Below are 22,447 nucleotides of genomic sequence, written 5' to 3' on the forward strand. Positions count from 1 at the left end.
ATGCACGCACGCCTGCTCTATGTGATGGACCCGATGTGTTCATGGTGCTGGGGTTTTGCCCCGGTGCTGGAGTCCCTCGCTGAGCAGGCCGCTGCGGCTGGCGTCGGTTTGGAGTTGGTGCTCGGCGGCTTGCGCCGCGATGGTGTGGCCATCGATGCCGCCGCGCGGGTGCGCTATCTGGGTTATTGGCAGGCGGTCAATGCCAGCACTGGGCAGTTGTTCAACTTCAATGCCGGTTTGCCTGAGGGGTTGGTCTACGACACCGAGCCTGCTTGTCGCGCTTTGGTGACTGCACGCAGCCTGGCACCTGAACTGACCTGGCCGCTGGCCCAATTGATTCAGCGGGCGTTCTACACCGAAGGGGTGGATGTCACCCGCGCCAGTGTGCTGGTGGAGTTGGCTGAACGCGCCGGGATTCCACGCATCGTGTTTGCCGAAGCCTTCGACAGCGCCGCGCAACGCGCCGCCACCTCCGCCGATTTCAGCTGGACGCAGGACCTGGGTATTGCCGGCTTTCCCACGCTGCTCGCTGAACGAAACGGCCAACTGGCGCTGCTGACCAACGGCTATCAACCCCTTGAAGTGCTGCAGCCCTTGCTGACTCGCTGGCTGGAGCGGGTTGCCCATGCCTGACCGGTTGAGCTGGGCCGAGATTCGGCGGCTGGCCCTGCAGCACAAGAAGGCGCTGATCTGGGCCAACCTGGTTGCCGTACTGGCCACCCTGTGCAGCGTGCCGATCCCGCTGCTGCTGCCGTTGCTGGTCGACGAAGTGCTGCTCAACGACGGTGACGCCGCGCTCAAGGTGATGGACAACTTCCTGCCCGCGCACTGGGAAACTGCCGCCGGCTATATCGGCCTGATGCTGGTGCTGACCCTGTTTCTGCGCGGCGGTGCGCTGATCTTCAACGTGCTGCAGGCGCGGCTGTTCGCCCGCCTGTCGAAAGACATTGTCTACCGCATCCGTATTCGCCTGATCGAACGGCTCAAGCGAATTTCCCTTGGCGAATACGAAAGCCTCGGCGGCGGCACCGTAACCACACACCTGGTCACCGACCTGGACACCCTGGACAAGTTTGTTGGCGAGACCCTCAGCCGCTTTCTGGTGGCCATGCTCACGCTGGCGGGCACCTCGGCGATCCTGATCTGGATGCACTGGCAGCTGGCGTTGCTGATCCTGCTGTTCAACCCGCTGGTGATCTACGCCACGGTGCAGCTGGGCAAACGCGTCAAACACCTGAAGAAGCTGGAAAACGACAGCACTTCGCGCTTTACCCAGGCGCTGACCGAAACCCTTGAAGCGATACAGGAAATCCGCGCCGGCAACCGCCAGGGCTTCTTCCTTGGTCGTCTTGGTGGCCGCGCCAAGGAAGTGCGCGACTACGCCGTCGCTTCGCAGTGGAAAACCGATGCCTCGAACCGCGCCAGTGGCCTGCTGTTCCAGTTCGGTATCGACGTGTTCCGCGCCGCGGCGATGCTCACCGTGCTGTTCTCTGACCTGTCGATCGGCCAGATGCTCGCGGTGTTCAGTTACCTGTGGTTTATGATCGGCCCGGTCGAGCAGCTGCTCAGCCTGCAATACGCCTATTACGCCGCCGGCGGCGCGTTGAGCCGAATCAACGAGCTGCTGGCGCGCCAGGACGAGCCGCAATACCCCGGTCGCGTCGATCCGTTCAAAGGCCGCGACACCGTGGGCATCGAAGTCAGTGGGCTGACCTTCGCCTACAACGATGAGCCGGTGCTCAACCAGCTCAACCTGAGCATCGCCCCCGGCGAGAAAGTCGCCATAGTCGGCGCCAGCGGTGGCGGCAAAAGCACCCTGGTGCAGTTGCTGCTCGGCCTCTACACGCCACAGGCCGGCACCATCCGCTTCGGCGGCAGCAGCCAGGAAGAGATTGGCCTGGAAGGCGTGCGTGAGCATGTGGCGGTGGTGCTGCAGCATCCGGCGCTGTTTAACGACACGGTGCGCGCCAACCTGTGCATGGGCCGCGAACGCAGCGACGAAGCTTGTTGGCAGGCTTTGCAGATCGCCCAACTGGCCGACACCATCCACGCCTTGCCGCAAGGCCTGGACAGCATCGTCGGCCGCTCCGGCGTGCGTTTGTCGGGCGGCCAGCGTCAGCGCCTGGCGATTGCCCGCATGGTGCTGGCCGAGCCCAAGGTGGTGATTCTCGATGAGGCCACCTCGGCCCTTGACGCCGCCACCGAGTACGCCCTGCACCAGGCGCTCAATCAATTCCTCCATGGCCGCACCACGCTGATCATCGCCCACCGCCTGAGTGCGGTTAAGCAGGCAGGTCGGGTGCTGGTATTCGACGGCGGCAGCATCGCCGAAGACGGCGGCCACCAGCAGCTGATCGCCGAAGGCGGGCTCTACGCCAAGCTATATGGGCATTTACAGCACTAGCAGGCGTTAACCCAGGCGTTTTGCTATAGATTTCAACCAGGCCTGAGCTTCTGTGATCTTGCCCCTGGCAGTTAAATCGACCGCTTTGTAAATTTATCGTTACGCATGCTAGGCGCTTGCAGTCCGCAAACACGCTGTTTTTCTGGGTGTATTGAAAACTTGCCGAAAGCCTGGGCGATAAGCCCGGCAGGGCGTTCTGGGCTGGCTTGTGAGCAGGGCTGCGCTCGGTTGTTATGAGATCAATCCGCGCCGTTGCATGCCGCAGCGGTTGATCAGAACAACAACCAGGAGGCGCAATGAACGCCGTGAACAAGATCCAGCAGCACAACCCCATCGGCACTGACGGCTTCGAGTTCGTTGAATACACCGCGCCTACCCCGGAAGGCATCCAGCAGCTGCGTGAGTTGTTCACCGCTATGGGCTTTACCGAAACCGCCAAGCACCGCTCGAAAGAGGTCTGGCTGTTCCAGCAGAACGACATCAACTTCGTGCTCAACGGCAGCCCCACCGGGCATGTGCGCGAGTTCGGCCTCAAGCACGGCCCGAGTGCCTGCGCCATGGCCTTCCGTGTGCAGAACGCCGCCCAGGCGGCCGCCTATGTGCAATCCCAGGGTGCCAAACTGGTCGGCAGCCACGCCAACTTCGGTGAGCTGAATATTCCCTGCGTCGAGGGCATCGGTGGTTCGCTGCTGTATCTGGTCGACCGTTACGGCGACAAGAGCATCTACGACGTCGACTTCGAGTACATCGAAGGCCGTAGCGCCAATGACAACTCGGTCGGCCTGAAAGAGCTGGACCACCTGACCCACAACGTCAAACGCGGGCAGATGGATGTGTGGTCGGGCTTCTACGAGCGCATCGCCAACTTCCGCGAGATCCGCTACTTCGATATCGAAGGCAAGCTCACCGGGCTGCTGTCGCGCGCCATGACCGCACCGTGCGGCAAGATCCGCATCCCGATCAATGAGTCGGCGGACGACAAGTCGCAGATCGAGGAATTTATCCGCGAGTACCAGGGTGAAGGCATCCAGCATATTGCCCTGAGTACCGAGGACATCTACGCCACCGTGCGCCAGCTGCGTGCCAATGGCGTGGATTTCATGGCCACCCCTGGCACCTATTACGACAAGGTCGATACCCGCGTGGCCGGGCATGGCGAACCGACCGATGTGCTGCGTGAGCTGAGCATCCTGATCGATGGCGCCCCCGGCGATGACGGCATTCTGCTGCAGATTTTCACCAACACGGTGATTGGCCCGATCTTCTTCGAGATCATCCAGCGCAAGGGTAACCAGGGCTTTGGCGAGGGCAATTTCAAGGCGCTGTTCGAGTCCATCGAGGAAGACCAGATCAAGCGCGGCGTAATCTCCGAGGAGTGATGCCATGAGCCGACACTGGATCAGTTTCCCCCTGCGTGAAGGCGAGTGTTCGCGTCAGGCGCACTGCGACTTCCCCGAAGGCACCTACGAGCGCGAGATGGGCCGTGAGGGCTTTTTCGGCCCCACGGCGCACCTGCACCACAAGCATCCGCCCACCGGCTGGATCGATTGGCAGGGGCCGCTGCGCCCGCACGCGTTTAACTTCAACAACATCGGCAGCGAGCGTGATTGCCCGCTGGCCGCACCGCTGACCCTGCACAACAGCGATATAAAGCTGCGCGTGTGGAAAACCCATGGCGCCATGCGCCATCTGGTGCGCAACGCCGATGGTGATGATCTGCTGTTTATCCATGAGGGAGCAGGTGAGTTCTACTGCGATTTCGGCCACCTGAGCTACCGCGACGGCGACTATCTGCTGATCCCCCGCGGCACCGCCTGGCGCATCGAGGCCCTTGAATCGACCTTTATGCTGCTGATCGAGAGTACTGACGGCGCCTATCAGCTGCCGGACAAGGGCCTGCTCGGCCCGCAAGCGATCTTCGACCCGGCGGTGCTCGATCATCCGAAACTGGATGACGCCTTCAAGGCCCAGCAGGATGAGAACACCTGGCAGATCAGGATCAAGCGGCGCAACCAGATCAGTACCGTGACCTATCCGTACAACCCGCTGGATGTGGTCGGCTGGCATGGCGACAACACCGTGGTGCGCCTCAACTGGCGCGATATCCGCCCGCTGATGAGCCACCGCTATCACCTGCCGCCGTCGGCGCACACCACCTTTGTAGCAAATGGTTTTGTGATCTGCACCTTTACCCCACGCCCGGTGGAAAGCGACCCCGGCGCGCTGAAAGTGCCGTTCTATCACAACAACGACGACTACGACGAAGTGCTGTTCTACCACCGAGGCAACTTCTTCAGCCGCGACAATATCGAGCAGGGCATGGTCACCCTACACCCGTGCGGCTTCCCCCACGGCCCGCACCCCAAGGCGCTGAAAAAGGCGCAGGTCGATCCGGCCACCTTTATCGATGAGGTGGCGGTGATGATCGACACCCGCCGCGCCCTGGAAGTCGGCGAAGCCGCCGCCGGCGTGGATGTTCCCGAATATGTGAATTCCTGGCGTGCGCCGGGCAAGGAATCCTGATGAAACTCGCATCACTGAATCATGGCCGCGACGGCTCGCTCGTCGTGGTATCCCGTGACTTGTCTCGCGCAGTCAAGGTGCCGACGATTGCCGCCACCCTGCAGGCCGCGCTGGATAACTGGGCCGCGACCAAACCCAAGCTGGAAGCGGTGTACCAGCGTTTGAACGATGGTCTGGAAGAGGGCGCGTTTGCCTTCGAACAGGCGGCCTGCCACAGCCCACTGCCGCGCGCCTACCACTGGGCCGACGGCAGTGCCTACGTCAATCATGTGGAGCTGGTGCGCAAGGCCCGTGGTGCCGAGATGCCGGAAAGCTTCTGGCATGACCCGCTGATGTATCAAGGTGGTTCTGAAAGCTTTATCCCGCCGCACAGCCCGATCCAGATGGCCGACGAGGCCTGGGGCATCGACCTGGAAGCCGAGATCGCGGTGATTACCGATGACGTGCCGATGGGTGCCAGCGCCGCCGAGGCCGCCGGGCATATCCAACTGCTGATGCTGGTCAACGATGTGTCGCTGCGCAACCTGATCCCCGGCGAGCTGGCCAAGGGTTTTGGCTTCTACCAGAGCAAACCGTCTTCGAGCTTTTCGCCGGTGGCGATTACCCCGGATGAACTGGGCGATACCTGGCAGGGCGGCAAGGTGCACCGACCTCTGGTTTCGCATATCAACGGCGCGCTGTTCGGCCAGCCGGATGCCGGCGTGGATATGACCTTCAACTTCCCGACCCTGGTCGCCCACGCCGCCAAGACTCGCCCGCTGGGCAGCGGCACCATCATTGGTTCTGGCACCGTGTCGAACTACGACCGCAGCGCCGGCTCCAGCTGCCTGGCAGAGAAGCGCATGCTGGAAATCATCGAGAGCGGCGAGGCGAAAACCCCGTTCCTCAAGTTCGGTGATCGGGTGCGTATCGAGATGTTCGACGCCGCCGGCCATAGCCTGTTCGGTGCTATCGATCAGGCGGTAGAGCGTTATGAGCACTGATTTGACGCTCTACGGTTACTGGCGCTCCAGCGCGGCCTACCGGGTGCGCATCGCGCTGAACCTCAAGGGCCTGGCGTACCAGCAAGTGCCGGTGCACCTAGTCAAGGACGGCGGCCAGCAGCACAGCGCCGAGTATCAGGCGCTCAATCCGCAAGAGCTGCTGCCACTGCTGGTCGATGATAATAACGGCGGGGTGCGTATCGCCCAGTCGCTGGCCATTCTCGAATACCTCGATGAGGTGTTTGCCGTGCCGGCGCTGCTGCCCAGTGAGCCGGCCAAGCGCGCCCAGGTGCGGGCCCTGGCCCTGCACATTGCCTGTGACCTGCACCCGCTGAACAACCTGCGCGTCTTGCAGTACCTGACCGGCGAACTGGGGGTGAGCGAGGCGGCCAAGGACGCCTGGTACCGGCACTGGTTGCACAAGGGGCTGGCCGCCGTCGAAGCGGGGCTGGTGGTATTCGATGGCTGTTTGTCGCTGGGCGAACGCCCCGGCTACCTGGAAGCCTGTTTGATCCCGCAGCTGTATAATGCGCGCCGTTTTAACTGTGACCTCGATGCGTACCCACGCATTCTCGCCATGGCGGCGCGTTGTGAAACCCTCGAAGCCTTTGCGCAAGCGGCTCCGGAGGTGCAACCCGACGCCCAGTAACAACCCTGCGTGTCCTTGCGCTGGGTTGCTCAGGCGAAACCCGGCTGATCAAGCCTTGCCAACTCCGCCGCGCCACAAGCGCTGCGGGTCCTATCCCGTCACAGATAAAAACAAAAGGTGACGTTTACATGCAGCATGACACTTCCCCCTCGGGTAGCCTCAAGCGCGGCCTGAAGAATCGCCACATTCAGTTGATCGCCCTCGGCGGTGCCATCGGCACGGGCCTGTTCCTCGGTTCGGCTGGGGTGCTCAAGTCCGCCGGGCCGTCGATGATTCTCGGCTACGCCATCTGCGGCTTTATTGCCTTTCTGATCATGCGCCAGCTCGGCGAGATGATCGTCGAGGAGCCGGTTGCCGGTTCCTTCAGCCACTTCGCGCATAAATACTGGGGCGGTTTTGCCGGCTTTCTGTCGGGATGGAACTGCTGGGTGCTGTATATCCTGGTGGGCATGAGCGAGCTGACGGCGGTCGGCAAGTACATCCATTTCTGGTGGCCGGAAGTGCCGACCTGGGCCACGGCGGCGGTGTTCTTCCTGGTGGTCAACGCGATCAACCTGGCCAACGTCAAACTGTTCGGCGAGGCCGAGTTCTGGTTCGCCATGATCAAGGTGGTGGCCATCGTCGGCATGATCGCGCTCGGTTGCTGGCTGCTGTTCAGCGGCTCCGGCGGCGAGCAGGCGACGGTCGCCAACCTGTGGAGCCACGGCGGCTTCTTCCCCAACGGGATCGGCGGCTTGGTGATGGCCATGGCCTTTATCATGTTCAGCTTCGGCGGCCTGGAAATGCTCGGCTTCACCGCCGCAGAGGCCGAAAAGCCCAAGCAGGTGATCCCCAAGGCGATCAACCAGGTGATCTGGCGCATCCTGATTTTCTACGTCGGCGCGCTGATCGTGCTGCTGTCGCTGAGCCCCTGGGATGCGTTGCTGCACAGCATCAGCAGTGCGGGCGATCCCTACAGCGGCAGCCCCTTCGTCAAGGTGTTCGCCCTGATTGGCAGCGATACCGCAGCGCATATTCTCAATTTTGTGGTGCTGACTGCCGCGCTGTCGGTCTACAACAGCGGCACCTACTGCAACGGCCGCATGCTGGTGGGCCTGGCCGAGCAGGGCGATGCGCCCAAGGCACTGGCCAGGATCGACAAACGCGGCGTACCGGTGCGTGCCCTAATCGTTTCGGCGTTGGTGACCGGGTTGGCGGTGCTGGTCAACTACCTGATGCCGAAGAATGCCCTGGAGCTGCTGATGTCGCTGGTGGTAGCGGCGTTGGTGATCAACTGGGCGATGATCAGCTACTCGCACCTGAAATTCCGTCGCCATCTGGATGGGCAGGGCGCACGCAGCAGCTTCCGCGCCTTCTGGTTCCCTTACGGCAACTACCTGTGCCTGGCCTTCGTGCTGTTTATCCTCGGCGTGATGCTGCTGATTCCGGGCATCCAGGTGTCGGTGTACGCCATTCCGGTGTGGCTGCTGCTGATGTGGGGCTGCTACCGCCTGAAACTGGCCAAGTCGGCCGCAACCTCAGGCAACGTCGCCGGTTACGAGGCGGGCTAAGCGTCGGTCGCCCAACTGGCCGCGCAATTGCCGGGCTGTATATACTGCCCGGCGTTCCGTGACCCGATGCCTGCGCGCATCCACGCTTGCCCTGGCCAATAGCCTTCGACCATTCCGCTGGATCACAAGTCCTGCGGGTTCGTTCCCGTCACGGAACTGACCGACAGGTGACCGCATGCCACGTATTCGTCCTTCCCTCCGCCTGCCTGGGGGGGTGTGCTGATGTCTGAACAGCTGCACACCGGCCCGCTCAAGCGCGGCCTGAAAAATCGCCATATCCAGCTGATCGCCCTCGGTGGCGCAATCGGCACCGGCCTGTTCCTCGGTTCGGCCGGGGTGCTGCAAAGCGCCGGGCCGTCGATGATTCTCGGCTATGCGATTGGCGGCTTTATTGCCTTTCTGATCATGCGCCAACTTGGCGAGATGATCGTCGAAGAGCCGGTGGCCGGCTCCTTCAGCCACTTCGCCCACAGCTACTGGGGCCCGTATGCGGGTTTTCTGTCCGGCTGGAACTACTGGGTACTCTATGTGCTGGTCGGCATGGCCGAACTGACGGCGGTGGGCAAGTACGTGCAGTACTGGTATCCAGACATTCCCACCTGGGCCACGGCGGCGGCGTTTTTCGTGCTGATCAACGCAATCAATCTGGTTAACGTGAAAACCTTCGGTGAAACCGAGTTCTGGTTTGCCATCATCAAGGTGGTGGCGATCATCGGCATGATCCTGCTCGGCCTGTACCTGTTGTTCAGTGGCGCGGGTGGCGAACAGGCGAGCGTCACTAACCTGTGGAGCCATGGCGGGTTCTTCCCCAATGGCATCAGCGGGCTGGTGATGATGATGGCGATCATCATGTTCAGCTTTGGCGGCCTGGAGTTGGTCGGTATTACCGCTGCCGAGGCCGATCAGCCGAAGACGGTGATCCCCAAGGCCATCAATCAGGTGGTCTACCGCATCCTGATCTTCTATATCGGCGCGCTCACCGTACTGCTCTCGCTGTACCCATGGGACAGCCTGGTGCAGACCCTCACCGCTGGCGGCGATGCCTATGGCAGCAGCCCGTTCGTGCAGATCTTCTCGCTGATCGGCAGCGACACCGCCGCGCATATCCTCAACTTCGTGGTGCTCACCGCCGCGCTGTCGGTCTACAACAGCGGCGTGTACTGCAACAGCCGCATGCTCTACGGCCTGGCCGAGCAGGGTGATGCACCGAAGGCGCTGATGAAGGTCAACAACCGTGGCGTGCCGGTGCTGGCCATCGGCGTGTCGGCGGCGGTGACGCTGCTCTGCGTAGTGGTCAACTACCTGGCGCCGAAATCGGCGTTGGAGTTGCTGATGTCGCTGGTGGTGGCCTCGCTGGTGATCAACTGGGCGATGATCAGCCTGACCCATATCAAGTTCCGCAAAGCCATGCAGGGCCAGGGCGTGGAGCCGAGCTTCAAGGCCTTCTGGTACCCCGTCAGCAACTACATCTGCCTGGCCTTTGTGGTGTTTATCCTCGGCGTCATGCTGATGATTCCGGGCATTCAGGTGTCGGTGTACGCCATACCGTTCTGGGTACTGTTTATCTGGGTTTGTTATCGCCTCAAGCAGGTGAGCAACCCCCAGCGGTAGGCTGTGCACGTAAGAAAAAACCCGGTGTAAACCGGGTTTTTTCTTATCTGGCGGTGCCTATGTCTGAAACTGCAGCACGGCGCTCTGCATGCTGCGCGCCACACGGTCGAGGCTTTGTGCGGCAGCGGCCAGTTCGTTGACTGTGCGGCTGTTCTGCTGTGACATCTGGGCGATGTGTTCCACGCGCAAGGCCACCTCGTTGCTGGCTTTGCTCTGTTCGTTGATGGTCTGGGAAATTTCTTCCACCACTTCAGCCGCGCGGTGCGCACCGCCACGAATCTCATTGATCGACTCGCCGGCCTGGCGAGCCAGCGATACGCCATCGTTCACTCGGGTAACCCCGGTTTGCATGCTGTTGACTGCCTGAACCGTGCTGTTGCGAATGCGTTCGATCATCCCAGTAATTTCCTGGGTCGATTGCGCCGTGCGCGCCGCCAGGTTACGCACCTCATCGGCCACCACGGCAAAGCCGCGGCCGGCTTCACCAGCGCGCGCTGCTTCGATGGCCGCATTCAGGGCGAGCAGGTTGGTCTGTTCGGCGATGCTCTTGATCACCTGAATGATCGAATGGATTTCCTCGGACGACTCGCCCAGCGCGGTGATGGTGGCGCTGGATTCGTTGACTGCCTCGGCGATGCGGTTCATGCCATCGACTACGCCCATAATCACCTGGCCGCCGCTGCTGGCCAGTGTTTCGGAGTGCGAGGAGATTTCCTGGGCATTGCGTGCGTGCCCGGCGATCTGGCTGATGTTCTGGATCATCTGCTCCATGGCGCAGGCCATGCTGGTGGCGCTCTGCGATTCCTCCTGGGTGCTGTGCACAATGCTTTGTGACGCGCCAGTGAGGTTGCGCGCAGTCTGTTGCAGGTGCTCGCCTTCGGCACGGATGCCCTCGATCATCTGCCGCAGGTTGCCCTGCATGTCCGCCAGGGCCTGTTGCAGTTGCCCGGCTTCGTCGTTGCTGTCGATGTTGATGGTGTTGCGCAGGTTGCCTTGAGCAATGGCACGGGCCACGCCGATGATTGTTTCCAGCGGACGCAGCACGGCCTTCATCAGTTGGGTGGTGAGCAGGCAAAGCAGGCAGCAGACCACAAAGATCCCGCCAATCAGCAGCCAGGCGGCTTGTTTGACCGCAGCCTCGCTGTCGCTACGAGTTTTCGCTGAGTGCGCTTCGATCAGGCCGCTGAGCGCTTCGTTCTTCTCTTCCAGTTCGGCGAAGCTGGCGTCGAAGGCGGGCATTTGTTGCCGCGCTGCTGGCGGGTCTTTCAGTGCCAGGTTGACGATGCCTTCAGCCTGCTGGATGTAGGCGGCCAGGGCCGGCTGTGACTGGCTTATGGCTTGGCGGATGGCCTCGCTGAGCGGCAGCTTGGCGTTGTCATTGAGGGTGCGGGTAAACCACTCGCTGTGTTCGCGCAGGTCACTGCGTACCTGGGTGGCAGCACTGCTGTCGGCTGGATCGATATAAAAGGCGGCGAGCACGTCGGCGCGCAGGGCGTCGTGCATCATGTCGCCTTCAAGATGATTGCGCAGGGCGCTGACGCTCAGCTGGTTTTCATTCAGCGCACTGGCCAGACGCGTTTGCCCCCAGAAGCCGATGCTGCCCAACAGGGTGGCAGCCAACACACTGATAGCCCCGCAAGCGATCATTTTCTGGCGGATATTCATGGGCAACACTCCAACGAAGCAAGGTTGGAGTTCAGCCTAGCTCATGCTGCGTACGTCTGTGATCCGCCGCCAGACGGCGTTATTGCCCGCCACTACTGGCCAGCGGCGTTCTACGCAGTTCGTTGGCCCAGGCCAGCAAGGGCACTTGAACCTCCGGCTGCCAGATGCGTGACCACAGCAGTTGCAGGCGCGACAGGTCACCGCGTTCCACTGGCAGTCGTTCAATCTGCTCAATGGGCTGCCATTGGCCGTCGCGCCAGGTTGCGAAGGCAAAGCGGAACGGGTGGAAACCGGTCATGCCCAGGCGGATATCGGTGACCACCAGTTGCTCGCCGAGTTGGTCGTAGCGCAGCACGCCATTGGTAAACCAGGCCAGCCGCGCATGTGCCGAGGAGTCGGCCAGCGCTGCAGCCAGGTGGGTGCCACGGGGAATGCGCGCCAGTTGTGGCGGTGCGTCGTCAAACCAGCTGACCAGCGCCTCGTGGTAATCCTCACCATCGAGCACGATTACCCGCCAGAGCAGGCTGTTGAAGGGGGTAGGGGTGCTGAAGAGCTGCTGCGCTTCGATGCCCTGATGGGCCAGTTCGGCTTCCACACGCTGTTCGGCCATGTATTTGCCGCCCAGGGTAAAACCCAGGTACAGCGAAGACAGCAGCAAGGCCACGGCGGGGGCCTTGGCGGCTTTGCTCTGCACACTTTGGTCGCGCAGGCCGTAGAGCAGGCCCAGGGCCACGGCAATGCACAGCGGTACGGTATACAGCGGGTCGATGATAAAGATACTCGACCAGGCAGTGGGAATCGGCGTCAGCGGCCAGAGCAGCTGGGTGCCATAGCTGGTGAAGCTATCGAGCAATGGGTGGGTAATCAGTACCAGCCATAGCGTGAGGAACTGGCGCTGGGCACTGTAGCCTGGGTTGTGCCGGAAGCGTCGAGTCAGCCAGGTCAGGAGCAGCGCCAGGCCGGTCAGAACAAACAGGGAGTGGCTGAAGCCACGGTGGTAGGTCATGTCCGCCACCGCGTCGCCGTAATCGATGACCACATCCAGATCGGGCAGGGTGCCAAGCATGGCACCGTACAGTAGCGCCTTGCGCCCCTGCCAACGGCCGAGCAGTGCGCCTTGAATACTGGCACCAAGTACCGCCTGGGTTATCGAGTCCATGACTGATCTCTGAATTGAACAGGCGGCTAAATTAGCCGAGCGACTGGCCGTTTGCTTCGAAAAATATCGAATAAAGATTTCAGCAGCTTGAGCTGAGCAAAGCCCTAAAAAGAAGAAAGGATCCGCCCCAGCATGGCCATGGCTTGCTCACTTTGTGCATCCCAGGGGTGACCATAGTTCAGTCGCGCGCAATTTCCGAAGCGTCTGGTCGCGGAGAAGATCGGCCCCGGTGCAAGGCTGATGCCTTGGGCTAGAGCCAGTTGGAACAGGCGCAAGGCATCGACCTGCTCGGGGAACTCGAACCAGAGGAAATAACCACCACTGGGGCGGGTGACCTTGGTGCTGGCGGGAAAATGCCGCGCCGCCGAAGCGAGCATTGAGGCCTGCTGCGCCTCCAGGGCATGGCGCAGTTTGCGCAGATGGCGATCAAAGCCGCCGTGTTGCAGATAATCGGCCAGGGCGGCCTGGGCCGGTACCGAGGGTGAGATGGTGGTCATCAGCTTGAGCCGGCTGATTTGCTCGGCATAGCGTCCGCCGGCCACCCAGCCAACCCGGTAACCGGGGGCCAGGCACTTGGAGAACGAGCCGCAGTGCATTACCAGGCCGTCGCGGTCGAAGCTCTTTACCGGCTTGGGTGGCTGGCTGCCGAAATACAACTCGGCGTACACGTCGTCTTCAATCAGTGGCACCTGATGGTGTTGCAGCAGTTCATACAGCGCGCGCTTCTTGTCATCACTCATGCTAGCGCCAAGCGGGTTTTGCAGGCTGCTCATAAACCAACAGGCCTTGATTGGCAGGCTGGCTAGGCGCTCGCTCAGCACGTCCAGATCGATGCCTTCACGCGGGTTGACCGGAATTTCCACAGCCTTGAGCTGTAAGCGCTCCAGCACCTGCAAGCAGGCGTAGAAGGCCGGCGCCTCGATGGCCACCAGATCCCCAGGTTGGGTCACCGTTTGCAGGCACAGATTGAGCGCTTCCATGGCCCCACTGGTGATCACCAGCTCCTCGACGGGCAGCATCACCCCGCTGACCATATAGCGCAGGGCAATCTGCCGGCGTAGGTTGGGGTTGCCCTCGGTCATGTCGGCAATCACCGCCTGCGGCTGCATATCGCGCAGGCTGTGCGCCATGGAGCGCGCCAGGCGCTGCAAAGGAAACAGCTGCGGGCTGGGAAAGGCTGAGCCGAATGGCACGGTGCTGGGGTCTTTCAGTGAGGCGAGGACCGAGAACACCAGCTCGCTGACATCCACCTCGGTGGTTTGCGTCGGTTGCTGACTGGTTTCCGGCTCGGCCAGCGAGCGCCGCGCCAGTTCGCGGACAAAGTAGCCGGAGCGCGCGCGAGCCTGGATCAGGCCACGGTCTTCCAGCAGGTAGTAAGCCTGGAACACCGTGGATGGGCTGACTCCATAGGTGCGGCTGGCATGGCGCACGGAGGGCACTTTTTCGCCAGGGGCGAGCATGCCGGTGCGGATCAGTTCGGCAATCTGGTCGGCGAATTTCTCGTAGCGTTTCATCGTGTCCGTCGGTACGCGCTGCAGATTCGCGCACTCTACGGGGAGTTGCCTGGCCATGCGACTGTCAGCGTCCGCGCGGCGACAGAAAAACGCTCTGGGTGTGCGCCTGCTCGCGGCTATCGACCAGGTTATGGATCGCAAAATGTACGGGCAGGGTGCTGGCCGCGGCCTGATCACTCTCCAGCACCACGGTCACTGGTACATCGAGAATTTCCCCTGGGTTGAGCTGCAACTGCTGCGGCGCGTCCAGGCGCAGGCTGGGGCTGTCGAGCAAGCTCAGGGCATAACGCTGCGGCTGTTGGGTCTTGTTGATCACTTTGAGCAGGTAGGTGTTCTCGATCTGCCCCAGCTGGTTTTCGCGGAACATGCTGCGGTCCTTGGCCGAGTCGATGGACAGCATCGATCGCTCGCTCAAGGCCCAGAAAAAGGCGGCGAGCATCAACACTAGGGCAATTCCATAGCCGACCAGGCGCGGCCGTAGCCAGTGGGTTTTGCCGCCTTGCAGTTCACGCTCGGAGTGATAGCCGACCAGGCCTCGGGCATAGCCCATCTTGTCCATGACCGAATCGCAGGCATCGATGCAGGCGCCGCAGCTGATGCAGTCGATTTGCAGGCCATCACGGATATCGATCCCGGTGGGGCAGACCTGGACACACATAGTGCAGTCGATGCAATCGCCCAGGCCTTCGGCTTTATGGTCGCTGTCCTTTCTGCGCGGGCCACGGCCTTCGCCGCGCTTGGCGTCGTAGGCCACCAGCAGGGTGTCATCGTCGAACATCGCACTCTGAAAGCGCGAATACGGGCACATGTGTACGCAGACTTTTTCACGCAGCCAGCCAGCATTGAGGTAGGTGGCGGCCATAAAGAACAGCACCCAGACCAGCGTGCCGGCATCCAGTTGCAGGCGCAGCAGGTCGCTGGCCAGTGGGCGGATCGGTGTGAAATAACCAATAAAGGTCAGCGCGGTGAGCAGGCTTACGCCCAGCCAGATCGCATGCTTGGCACTGCGCCGTGCCAGCTTGTTCAGCGACCAGGGCGCAGCATCGAGCTTGACCCGCTGATTGCGCTCGCCCTCGGTGACTTTCTCCGCCCACATAAACACCCAAGTCCATACGCTCTGCGGACAGGTGTAGCCGCACCACACCCGCCCAGCCACCACGGTGATGGTGAACAGGCCAAAGGCGGCAATGATCAGCAGCGCCGAGAGCAGGGTGAAATCCTGCGGCCAGAAGGTCGCACCGAAGATGTAGTAGCGGTGCTCGGCCAGGTTCCACAGCACGGCCTGGCGCCCATCCCAATCCAGCCAGGCGGTGCCAAAGAAGATCAGAAACAACAAGCCCGCACCGTAGAGGCGCAGATTACGAAAGCGGCCGCTGAAACTGCGGGTGTGAATCGGCCCGCCAGCCTGGGATGGCGTGAGGCGGATTGGCTGGCGCGGGTCGATGGTTTCAATGATCTGCGCGGGGATACGTTCGCTCATTACGGGCCTCGTCGGGCTTTATCAGGCGAGGCGCATGATGCGAGCGCAGCTGTTTGGATAACAGACTCAGGTTTTCAAATAAAAAGCGGATCAGATGCTGGGGAGAAATAAAGGATACAAGCCACTCTCAGTGGTTTTCGGTACAGAGCTGGTATGGTCTTTGAGCGTGCACCGACTGAACGGCTACGTGACTGACACAGTAAGTCGCTATAAAGCAGCAGGCGGAGGTGCCAAAGCCATTGTGGCTATGGCGAGCACCAGCAGTAGTGTTAAATAACCATACCGAATACGGCAGCACCGAGGGCTTGCGGTAAGTGTACGCCTTGGCCATTGCCTCCATGCTCTGCTGCTATTGCGATCTCTCTTATTTACGCGAATTTTATGATCACCACTGTCATCATCGGCATGCTCTGCGTGCACCTACTGTGTTTCTGCGTGATGTTCCTGCTGATCAGCACCCGGCTGAATGGCAAGAAGATGGGCATGGAGGTGTTGGCACTCGGCAATCTTCTGCTGGGGCTCGCTTATATTCTGCAATTGCTCGACGGCCCTACGGATTGGGGGGTTATGAGTGTCGCCAGCCATACGCTGACGCTCAGCGCTCCTGTTGCTTATGTCCTCGGGGCCATGCGCTTTTTTGATCGCCCAACCCCGGTAGTACGACCACTGCTCGCACTGGCTGCTACCTACACCGTGTTGCAGATACTGGTGCAGTCGTTGCTCGGGAGCGAGGCCCGTCATGCGATGTTGGCGGGTTTGTGCGCCTTGCTCTTTCTGGGCATGACAGTGGCAGTGCTTTATGGCCGGCGAACGTTTGCCAGTGACCTGAGTGTTGAAATGCTCGTATTTGCCGTGCTGATCGGCGGCATCTGCCTTCTGAACGCTGCGAAGTTCGTGCTGATTGTTGAGGGCGGTATGGCGGCGCTCGATATGAGCAGCAGCTTCCAGAAGGTTTTCTATATCTACATGTCGTTCCTGGCGACCGTGCTACCCCCTTGCGCGGTCTGGTTGGTGTTGCGCCGCCTTACGGATGAACTGCGCAGCCTGGCTGCACATGATCCGCTCACCAGGCTGCTGAATCGGCGTGGGCTGATGGATGCACTGGAGGCACATTTCCGCTCCCGCACGGCCGCGCCTGCGTACCTGCTGATCGTGGATATCGACCACTTCAAACGTATCAATGACACCCATGGCCACAACGTCGGCGATCTCGTTCTGTGCCGCGTTGCCGAAGTCCTCAAGGCCACCGCCCGCCAGGGTGATCTGGTTTGCAGGCTGGGCGGCGAGGAGTTCGTGATTATCGCTCTGGATACCGATAGCGTTGGTGTTATGCAACTGGCAGAACGCACACGGGCGGCGATTGAACGCAGCGAAGTACCAGGCACCAGCAAAAGCCAGTTGATCCGCTGCACAGCAACCATCGGCGTTTCGGATCACTTCACCAGCGCACAGGCGTTCGACGAGTTTTTGCAACAGGCAGATGCCGCCCTTTACCGGGGCAAGACCGCAGGGCGCAACCGGGTTGAGTTGGGGCTGGGGCAGCAGGTATAGCGCGAATAACAGCTGAGCCGACGATGCTGCTTACGTGACGTGGCTGCTGGTGACAGTATTGCGACCACTGCGTTTGGAGTTGTACATGGCGCGGTCGGCATTTTGCAGCAGCGTTTGCGCATCGCTGCCATCTTGCGGGTACAGGCTGATGCCGAGGCTGGCCCTTACCTGTAAATCTTTACCGTCGATCAACAGACGATTTTGCAGCAGCGACAGTAGTTTTTGAGCAATTGCCATCAGGGTCGCTCGGCTTTCCACCTCGTCAAACAGTATGACGAACTCGTCACCGCCAAGGCGGGCCACGGTGTCGCCACTGCGGGTCACCGAGACCAGCAGATGCGCCACATTGCTCAGCACTTCGTCACCTGCAGCGTGCCCATGGTTGTCGTTGATTTCCTTGAAGTGATCAAGGTCGACATAGAGCAGCCCCAATAACTTACCGCTGCGCTCTGCATTGCTGATGGCATGTTCTAAACGATCAAAAAACAAGCGGCGATTGGGTAGCCCGGTCAATGGGTCGTTATGCGCCATGCGTTGCAGTTCTTGCTGGTTGGTGTTGAGTTCGATGATCTGGGCGAGGATTTTTTCCTGCATGGCGCGGATATCCCGGGCCAGCTTGCCGAGCTCGTCTCCTCGTTCGGTGGGTAGGGGCTGGAGGCTGAGGTCTTGGCTGAAGTGGGCGATTGCCAGGCCGATTTGATTGAGCGGCCGAATCATTTGTCGCGCAAGCCAAAGGGACAGGATCAGGGTGATCAGGCCGAGCGCGGCGATGATCTGGATCAGGCGCTGATCGAGCGCTTGCGATGCTTGCAGGATATGTTTTTCGGGCACTGCCAGCCCGAGGAGCAAATGATTGCTTTCGGCTTCGATGCTGATGGTCGTGAAGGCTGCAAGCCGTGTGGGCTGTTTACGCTTGGCGGGCAGGACGCCAAGCATGCTGCTGCTTTTACCGCTGAGCAGGGCAAGAATCTCTGGCAGCTGCGCTTGCAGCATGGCGACTGAACCTTGATCTTGGGACTGGTTGCGCTCTGGGTTGAGGAGTAATTCGCCTTGGCTGTTGGCGAGAAATAGCTGGTAGTAGTCCGGTAGTTCACGCTTTAGACGGCTGAATAGCGCTTTGACGTCGATGCTCAGCACGATCACCCCCACTGCGCGTGGCTCGTTCGCCCAAATGGGGCTGGCGATGTGCAGCGTCAGGGCTTTTTCGGGATCAAGGCGCGAAGGGGCGATTTCAGAAAAGAACTGTTGGCCGGGCAATAATTTCAGGGTTTTGAATACATAGGGAAGGTGGCCTTTTTCTTGTAAGGCACTGCTGGCAACGATGCCCTGACGGTCAACATTGATGCGTTCCAGCCCATAGTTTTTTGCTTCGATCAGGCGAATCCGTTGGTACTCGGGGTGAGCATTGAGCATGGAGCTAAACAGCGTGGCTAACTCCGCGATCTCCTTACTGTTATTGGGTACGTCTTGCAGTACTTCAACCGGCTGTGACTGGGCGCTCAGCACCTTAAGGTCGCTGGCAAAACTCTCCAGGCTGATCTGCAGGTTGCGTCCCAGTACTTGATTGGCCAGCAGCAGGTCGCGTTTGGCCGCAGCAATCAATATTTGCTTGCTGCTGCTGAGCGAGTAGTAACTGGCAAACCCACCCAGCAGCAGACCGAACATACAGAGTAGGACGGTGAGTTTGTTACCCAGGCGCAATTTCAAGGCAGCACCAGATTTTCCGGGCGATCACCGGCGAGTATGGATTTCCAGAGCTTGGCGCGGATCTCGGCGTCTGTTACCGGCTCCAGCCAAATCAGGTTCAGGGGATCACTGGAGGTTTGCAGGGTGCGCAGCGTGTTTTCCAGGCCCTGGCGCTCGGTCAGGGCACCGCTGACTTGTGGCTCCAGGCTGTAATTGATCCATTGTTCAGCCAGTTCACGGTTGGGGGTGATGCGGGTAATGGCCCAGCAATCGAGCCAGGCGAGTGCGCCTTCCTGGGGAATGACGTAACCCACATCGGCGCCCGCATCTTGCAATAACTTGAGTTGCTGACGACCGTAGTTGGCGTACATCAAGGCAATGGGGTTTTGCATAAAGAGGCTGACCGACTCTTCTGGCAGGCTGTAAAAACTCAGCACGTTGCGCCGCAAGGCAATCAGTTTGTTGACGGCGGCGGGCATGTCTTCGTTGGGGATGGCGAAGGGCGGTTTGGCCAGGGTTTGTCGGGCCAGGGAGAAGTTATGGCTGCTGCCATCATAGGCCAGTACTTGGCCCTGCCATTGCGGATCCCACAGGCTGCTGATTGAAGTCGGTGGGCGACTCATCATTTTGCGGTTATAGATCAAGCCCATCTCGCCATACACATAGGGCACCCCGTAAGCCTGCCCATCATGCATCAAACCTGGAATGTCATTGAGCTGGCGGAATTGTTGGAGCTGGCGGCTACGCTGGGTCAAGTTCGATAAGCGCAGGGGTTGCAGCAACTGTTGCTGCACGAAGTAGCTGATTTCTGAGGTATTGGCTGCAATCACATCGTAATCTTGGCCGCCGTCCTTGCCTAACTTCAGCCGCAATTCGTCATCGTTGCCGACAAGGGTAACTTCCACATCGGCGTCATACCGTTCGGCGAAGGCGTCAACTAAGTCGGCATCGGCATAGCCGGGCCAGGCCAGCACCCGCAGCAGCGGTTTGGCCTGTAATGGCAAGCAAAATAGGGTTAACAGGACCAAGGTCAGGAGCGAACGGAGTGGCATAGCAATGACCTCTGTTTTTTCACAGTTTAGGTTACTCGCAGCCTTGTGCAGAAGCGCCTTTCGCCTGTTTAGCGGGGTGATTTTTCCAGTCAGATCAATTGGCTGATCGTGTACGGCTAATGCATTTCACTTCGTATTATGCTTTTCGATAGGGCACCGCGCGGCTGTCCAAGCCTGTGCCGTCGTTTCCCGCACCGATGTTGCAATAATAATGTTCTCCAGACATCGCGAGCGGACGTTGCGTTGATTTTGGATTCGCGGATAAACGTTGCTCGATAGCCCCAAGCAGCAGTTCACCAGACCATCTGCTCCGTATTTTTCAGCATGATCTGCGGCTGTTTCGATATCAGCGCCACGCGCATAGTTATTGCCATCGATAACAGCCGAGAGCGCCGATGTACCAGTACGATGAATATGACCACGCGCTGGTGCGTGAGCGGGTGGCGCAGTTTCGCGATCAGGTCGAGCGGCGCCTCAGGGGTGAGCTGAGTGAGGAGGAGTTTCTGCCGCTGCGCCTGCAAAACGGCCTGTATATGCAGAAACATGCCTACATGCTGCGGGTGGCGATTCCCTACGGCACGCTGTCGGCGCAGCAGATGCGTGCCTTGGCGCATATCGCCCGGCGTTACGACCGGGGTTACGGGCACTTCACCACCCGGCAGAACATTCAATTCAACTGGATCGAACTGGAACAGGTGCCGGACATTCTCGAACACCTGGCCGGTGTGGAAATGCACGCCATTCAGACGTCCGGCAACTGCGTGCGCAATATCACCACCGAGGCGTTCGCCGGGGTCGCTGCCGATGAGCTGCTCGATCCACGACCACTGGCAGAAATCCTCCGGCAGTGGTCGACGATCAACCCGGAATTTCTCTACTTGCCGCGCAAGTTCAAGATTGCCCTGTGCGCCGCCGAGGAAGATCGCGCGGCGGTGATGATGCATGACATTGGTTTGTACGTTTATCGCGACGAGCAGGGCGACATGTTGCTGCGGGTGATGGTCGGTGGCGGCCTGGGGCGTACACCGATCCTCAGTCAGCAGATTCGCGAGGCGCTGCCGTGGCGGCATCTACTGTCGTATGTCGAGGCCATCCTGCGCGTTTACAACCGCCACGGCCGCCGCGACAACAAGTACAAGGCGCGCATCAAGATTCTGGTCAAGGCCCTGGGCATCGAGGCGTTCGCCCGCGAGGTCGAGCAAGAGTGGCAGCACATCAAAGACGGCCCGGCCGAGCTGACCGAGGCGGAATATCAGCGTGTCGCCGATGCCTTTATCGCGCCGCCCTACGAGCGCCTGCCGGATGTTGACCTGGGGTTTGGCACGGCTCTGGCGCAGGACGCCGAATTCGCCCGCTGGGTGGCGCGCAATACACTGGCGCATAAGGTGCCGGGATATAGCGCAGTGGTGCTGTCGACCAAACCTGGGGCCAGCGCGCCGCCTGGCGATGTTACCGCTGAGCAGATGGAAGCGGTGGCCGAACTCGCCGAACGCTTTGGCTTCGCCGAAATCCGTATCGCCCACGAGCAGAACCTGGTCTTGCCGGATATTCGCAAGCGCGACCTGTATGCCCTGTGGCAGGCGGCCTGCGCGTCTGGGCTGGCGACAGCCAACGTTGGCTTGCTGACCGATGTGATCGCCTGCCCAGGCGGGGATTTCTGTTCCCTGGCCAATGCCAAGTCGATTCCGATTGCCCAGGCAATTCAGCAGCGTTTCGATGACCTTGATTACCTGCATGACCTGGGCGATATCAGCCTGAATATTTCCGGCTGTATGAACGCCTGCGGCCATCACCACATTGGCAATATCGGCATTCTCGGTGTCGATAAGAACGGCAGTGAGTGGTACCAGGTGACCATTGGCGGTGCTCAGGGCAAGACCAGTGCACTGGGCAAGGTGATCGGTCCGTCATTCAGCGCGGCGGAGATTCCCCAGGTGATCGAGGGCCTGGTGCAAACCTTTACGGACTACCGCGAAGCCGAAGAGCGGTTTGTCGATACGGTGCAGCGTATCGGTCTGGAGCCGTTCAAGGAGCAGGTCTATCGCAAGCAACAGGTGCCCGCATGAACAACCTGATCAAGCTGGTCAACGGCGCGCCGAGTATCGTCGACAACGATCCATGGAACCTGCTGGTGGATAACACGGAGCCGCGACCCGCTGGCCCGCTGATCCTGCCCTTGCGCATGTGGTTGGAACGACAGGACGATGCAACCCAGCGCGGCGAACGCTTCAGTCTGGACGGCATCTGCCTGGCACCGGATGATGAAGTGGCTAGCGTAGAGCCTTATCTGGCGGTAGTACCGCTGATTGCCATCGACTTTCCCAGTTTCCGTGATGGACGTGGTTACAGTCAGGCGTATCTGCTGCGCACCCGGCTTGGCTGGCGTGGCGAATTGCGCGCGGTGGGCGATGTGCTGCGTGATCAGCTCAGCCATATGCGCCAGTGCGGCTTTGACGCCTTCGCTGTGCGTGAGGACAAGTCGGTTGAGGATGCGCTCAAGGGTTTGGCGGGGATGAGCGTGTTGTATGGACGTTCAGCCATTGAACCCCGGCCGTTGTTCCGTCGCCGCAGCGGAGGGCCAGGGTGACGTTGTGAGCTTACCGCTGGGTGTTTGTTGACC

16 protein-coding genes and 1 pseudogene are annotated in these 22,447 nt (G+C 60.5%); 11 read left to right on the forward strand and 6 right to left on the reverse strand.

Annotated features, from left to right (window positions below):
* From ACSQ17_RS20200 to ACSQ17_RS20235, 8 genes and pseudogenes are all read left to right on the forward strand, one after another.
* Complete coding sequence (locus tag ACSQ17_RS20200) at nt 1-633, forward strand: DsbA family protein (protein ID WP_436070291.1); 633 nt, start codon at nt 1-3, stop codon at nt 631-633.
* Nucleotides 626-2,404 (forward strand): ABC transporter ATP-binding protein, encoded by a 1,779-nt coding sequence (locus tag ACSQ17_RS20205; RefSeq protein ID WP_436070292.1) that lies wholly within the window; start codon nt 626-628, stop codon nt 2,402-2,404. Before ACSQ17_RS20200 ends, ACSQ17_RS20205 begins: the two co-directional genes overlap by 8 nt.
* Before the next feature lie 296 nt (nt 2,405-2,700).
* Nucleotides 2,701-3,783 (forward strand): 4-hydroxyphenylpyruvate dioxygenase, encoded by a 1,083-nt coding sequence (gene hppD / locus ACSQ17_RS20210; protein ID WP_436070293.1) that lies wholly within the window; start codon nt 2,701-2,703, stop codon nt 3,781-3,783.
* Between the two features lie 4 nt (nt 3,784-3,787).
* On the forward strand, nt 3,788-4,927 hold the full coding sequence (locus ACSQ17_RS20215; RefSeq protein WP_436070294.1) for a homogentisate 1,2-dioxygenase: 1,140 nt from the start codon (nt 3,788-3,790) through the stop codon (nt 4,925-4,927).
* Entirely contained in the window at nt 4,927-5,910 is a 984-nt protein-coding gene (locus tag ACSQ17_RS20220; RefSeq protein WP_436070295.1) for a fumarylacetoacetate hydrolase family protein, read from the forward strand. The genes ACSQ17_RS20215 and ACSQ17_RS20220 overlap by 1 nt, the downstream gene beginning before the upstream one ends.
* Nucleotides 5,900-6,559: a maleylacetoacetate isomerase gene (gene maiA, locus ACSQ17_RS20225; protein WP_436070296.1), complete on the forward strand. Its 660-nt coding sequence runs from the start codon at nt 5,900-5,902 to the stop codon at nt 6,557-6,559. Before ACSQ17_RS20220 ends, maiA begins: the two co-directional genes overlap by 11 nt.
* Nucleotides 6,560-6,687: 128 nt before the next feature.
* A pseudogene (locus ACSQ17_RS20230) lies at nt 6,688-8,101 on the forward strand (amino acid permease); the annotation flags it as partial.
* A gap of 230 nt (nt 8,102-8,331) precedes the next feature.
* A complete protein-coding gene (locus tag ACSQ17_RS20235) occupies nt 8,332-9,720 on the forward strand; it encodes an amino acid permease (protein WP_436070297.1) in 1,389 nt (462 codons plus the stop codon).
* A gap of 57 nt (nt 9,721-9,777) precedes the next feature.
* Here the strand turns inward: ACSQ17_RS20235 and ACSQ17_RS20240 are convergent, their stop codons facing one another.
* The 4 genes from ACSQ17_RS20240 to ccoG form a co-directional block, all read right to left on the reverse strand.
* Entirely contained in the window at nt 9,778-11,385 is a 1,608-nt protein-coding gene (locus ACSQ17_RS20240) for a methyl-accepting chemotaxis protein (protein ID WP_436070298.1), read from the reverse strand.
* Between the two features lie 79 nt (nt 11,386-11,464).
* Nucleotides 11,465-12,544: a metal-dependent hydrolase gene (locus ACSQ17_RS20245; protein ID WP_436070299.1), complete on the reverse strand. Its 1,080-nt coding sequence runs from the start codon at nt 12,542-12,544 to the stop codon at nt 11,465-11,467.
* Nucleotides 12,545-12,648: 104 nt separating this feature from the next.
* Nucleotides 12,649-14,058, reverse strand: coding sequence for a GntR family transcriptional regulator MpaR (mapR, locus tag ACSQ17_RS20250; protein WP_436070300.1), 1,410 nt, complete (start codon nt 14,056-14,058; stop codon nt 12,649-12,651).
* Between the two features lie 64 nt (nt 14,059-14,122).
* On the reverse strand, nt 14,123-15,538 hold the full coding sequence (ccoG, locus tag ACSQ17_RS20255; protein ID WP_436070301.1) for a cytochrome c oxidase accessory protein CcoG: 1,416 nt from the start codon (nt 15,536-15,538) through the stop codon (nt 14,123-14,125).
* Between the two features lie 381 nt (nt 15,539-15,919).
* Here ccoG and ACSQ17_RS20260 point away from each other — a divergent pair, with 381 nt between their 5' ends.
* Nucleotides 15,920-17,089 carry a GGDEF domain-containing protein gene (locus ACSQ17_RS20260; protein ID WP_436070302.1) on the forward strand — a complete coding sequence of 390 codons (1,170 nt, stop codon included), beginning with the start codon at nt 15,920-15,922 and terminating at the stop codon, nt 17,087-17,089.
* Between the two features lie 30 nt (nt 17,090-17,119).
* Here ACSQ17_RS20260 and ACSQ17_RS20265 read toward each other — a convergent pair whose 3' ends face one another.
* Together ACSQ17_RS20265 and ACSQ17_RS20270 are read right to left on the reverse strand one after the other, a co-directional pair.
* The gene (locus tag ACSQ17_RS20265) at nt 17,120-18,796 is read right to left on the reverse strand and encodes a diguanylate cyclase domain-containing protein (protein WP_436070303.1); all 1,677 of its coding nucleotides are present in this window, start codon (nt 18,794-18,796) and stop codon (nt 17,120-17,122) included.
* Nucleotides 18,793-19,779 (reverse strand): extracellular solute-binding protein, encoded by a 987-nt coding sequence (locus ACSQ17_RS20270; protein ID WP_436070304.1) that lies wholly within the window; start codon nt 19,777-19,779, stop codon nt 18,793-18,795. The genes ACSQ17_RS20265 and ACSQ17_RS20270 overlap by 4 nt, the downstream gene beginning before the upstream one ends.
* Before the next feature lie 443 nt (nt 19,780-20,222).
* Between ACSQ17_RS20270 and ACSQ17_RS20275 the strand changes: the two genes are divergently transcribed.
* Both ACSQ17_RS20275 and ACSQ17_RS20280 read left to right on the forward strand, forming a co-directional pair.
* Nucleotides 20,223-21,893: a nitrite/sulfite reductase gene (locus tag ACSQ17_RS20275; RefSeq protein WP_436070305.1), complete on the forward strand. Its 1,671-nt coding sequence runs from the start codon at nt 20,223-20,225 to the stop codon at nt 21,891-21,893.
* Nucleotides 21,890-22,414, forward strand: coding sequence for a DUF934 domain-containing protein (locus tag ACSQ17_RS20280; protein WP_436070306.1), 525 nt, complete (start codon nt 21,890-21,892; stop codon nt 22,412-22,414). Before ACSQ17_RS20275 ends, ACSQ17_RS20280 begins: the two co-directional genes overlap by 4 nt.
* Nucleotides 22,415-22,447: the final 33 nt, after the last annotated feature.

Source organism: Pseudomonas sp. LjRoot71 (assembly GCF_964253255.1).
Classification (GTDB): Bacteria; Pseudomonadota; Gammaproteobacteria; order Pseudomonadales; family Pseudomonadaceae; genus Aquipseudomonas.

What these genes read in the sequence shown, in the direction of transcription:
- ACSQ17_RS20200 (WP_436070291.1), top strand. Translation starts at nt 1, where the DNA reads ATGCACGCACGCCTGCTCTATGTGATGGACCCGATGTGTTCATGGTGC.
- ACSQ17_RS20205 (WP_436070292.1), top strand. Translation starts at nt 626, where the DNA reads ATGCCTGACCGGTTGAGCTGGGCCGAGATTCGGCGGCTGGCCCTGCAG.
- hppD (WP_436070293.1), top strand. Translation starts at nt 2,701, where the DNA reads ATGAACGCCGTGAACAAGATCCAGCAGCACAACCCCATCGGCACTGAC.
- ACSQ17_RS20215 (WP_436070294.1), top strand. Translation starts at nt 3,788, where the DNA reads ATGAGCCGACACTGGATCAGTTTCCCCCTGCGTGAAGGCGAGTGTTCG.
- ACSQ17_RS20220 (WP_436070295.1), top strand. Translation starts at nt 4,927, where the DNA reads ATGAAACTCGCATCACTGAATCATGGCCGCGACGGCTCGCTCGTCGTG.
- maiA (WP_436070296.1), top strand. Translation starts at nt 5,900, where the DNA reads ATGAGCACTGATTTGACGCTCTACGGTTACTGGCGCTCCAGCGCGGCC.
- ACSQ17_RS20235 (WP_436070297.1), top strand. Translation starts at nt 8,332, where the DNA reads ATGTCTGAACAGCTGCACACCGGCCCGCTCAAGCGCGGCCTGAAAAAT.
- ACSQ17_RS20240 (WP_436070298.1), bottom strand. Translation starts at nt 11,385, where the DNA reads ATGAATATCCGCCAGAAAATGATCGCTTGCGGGGCTATCAGTGTGTTG.
- ACSQ17_RS20245 (WP_436070299.1), bottom strand. Translation starts at nt 12,544, where the DNA reads ATGGACTCGATAACCCAGGCGGTACTTGGTGCCAGTATTCAAGGCGCA.
- mapR (WP_436070300.1), bottom strand. Translation starts at nt 14,058, where the DNA reads ATGAAACGCTACGAGAAATTCGCCGACCAGATTGCCGAACTGATCCGC.
- ccoG (WP_436070301.1), bottom strand. Translation starts at nt 15,538, where the DNA reads ATGAGCGAACGTATCCCCGCGCAGATCATTGAAACCATCGACCCGCGC.
- ACSQ17_RS20260 (WP_436070302.1), top strand. Translation starts at nt 15,920, where the DNA reads ATGATCACCACTGTCATCATCGGCATGCTCTGCGTGCACCTACTGTGT.
- ACSQ17_RS20275 (WP_436070305.1), top strand. Translation starts at nt 20,223, where the DNA reads ATGTACCAGTACGATGAATATGACCACGCGCTGGTGCGTGAGCGGGTG.
- ACSQ17_RS20280 (WP_436070306.1), top strand. Translation starts at nt 21,890, where the DNA reads ATGAACAACCTGATCAAGCTGGTCAACGGCGCGCCGAGTATCGTCGAC.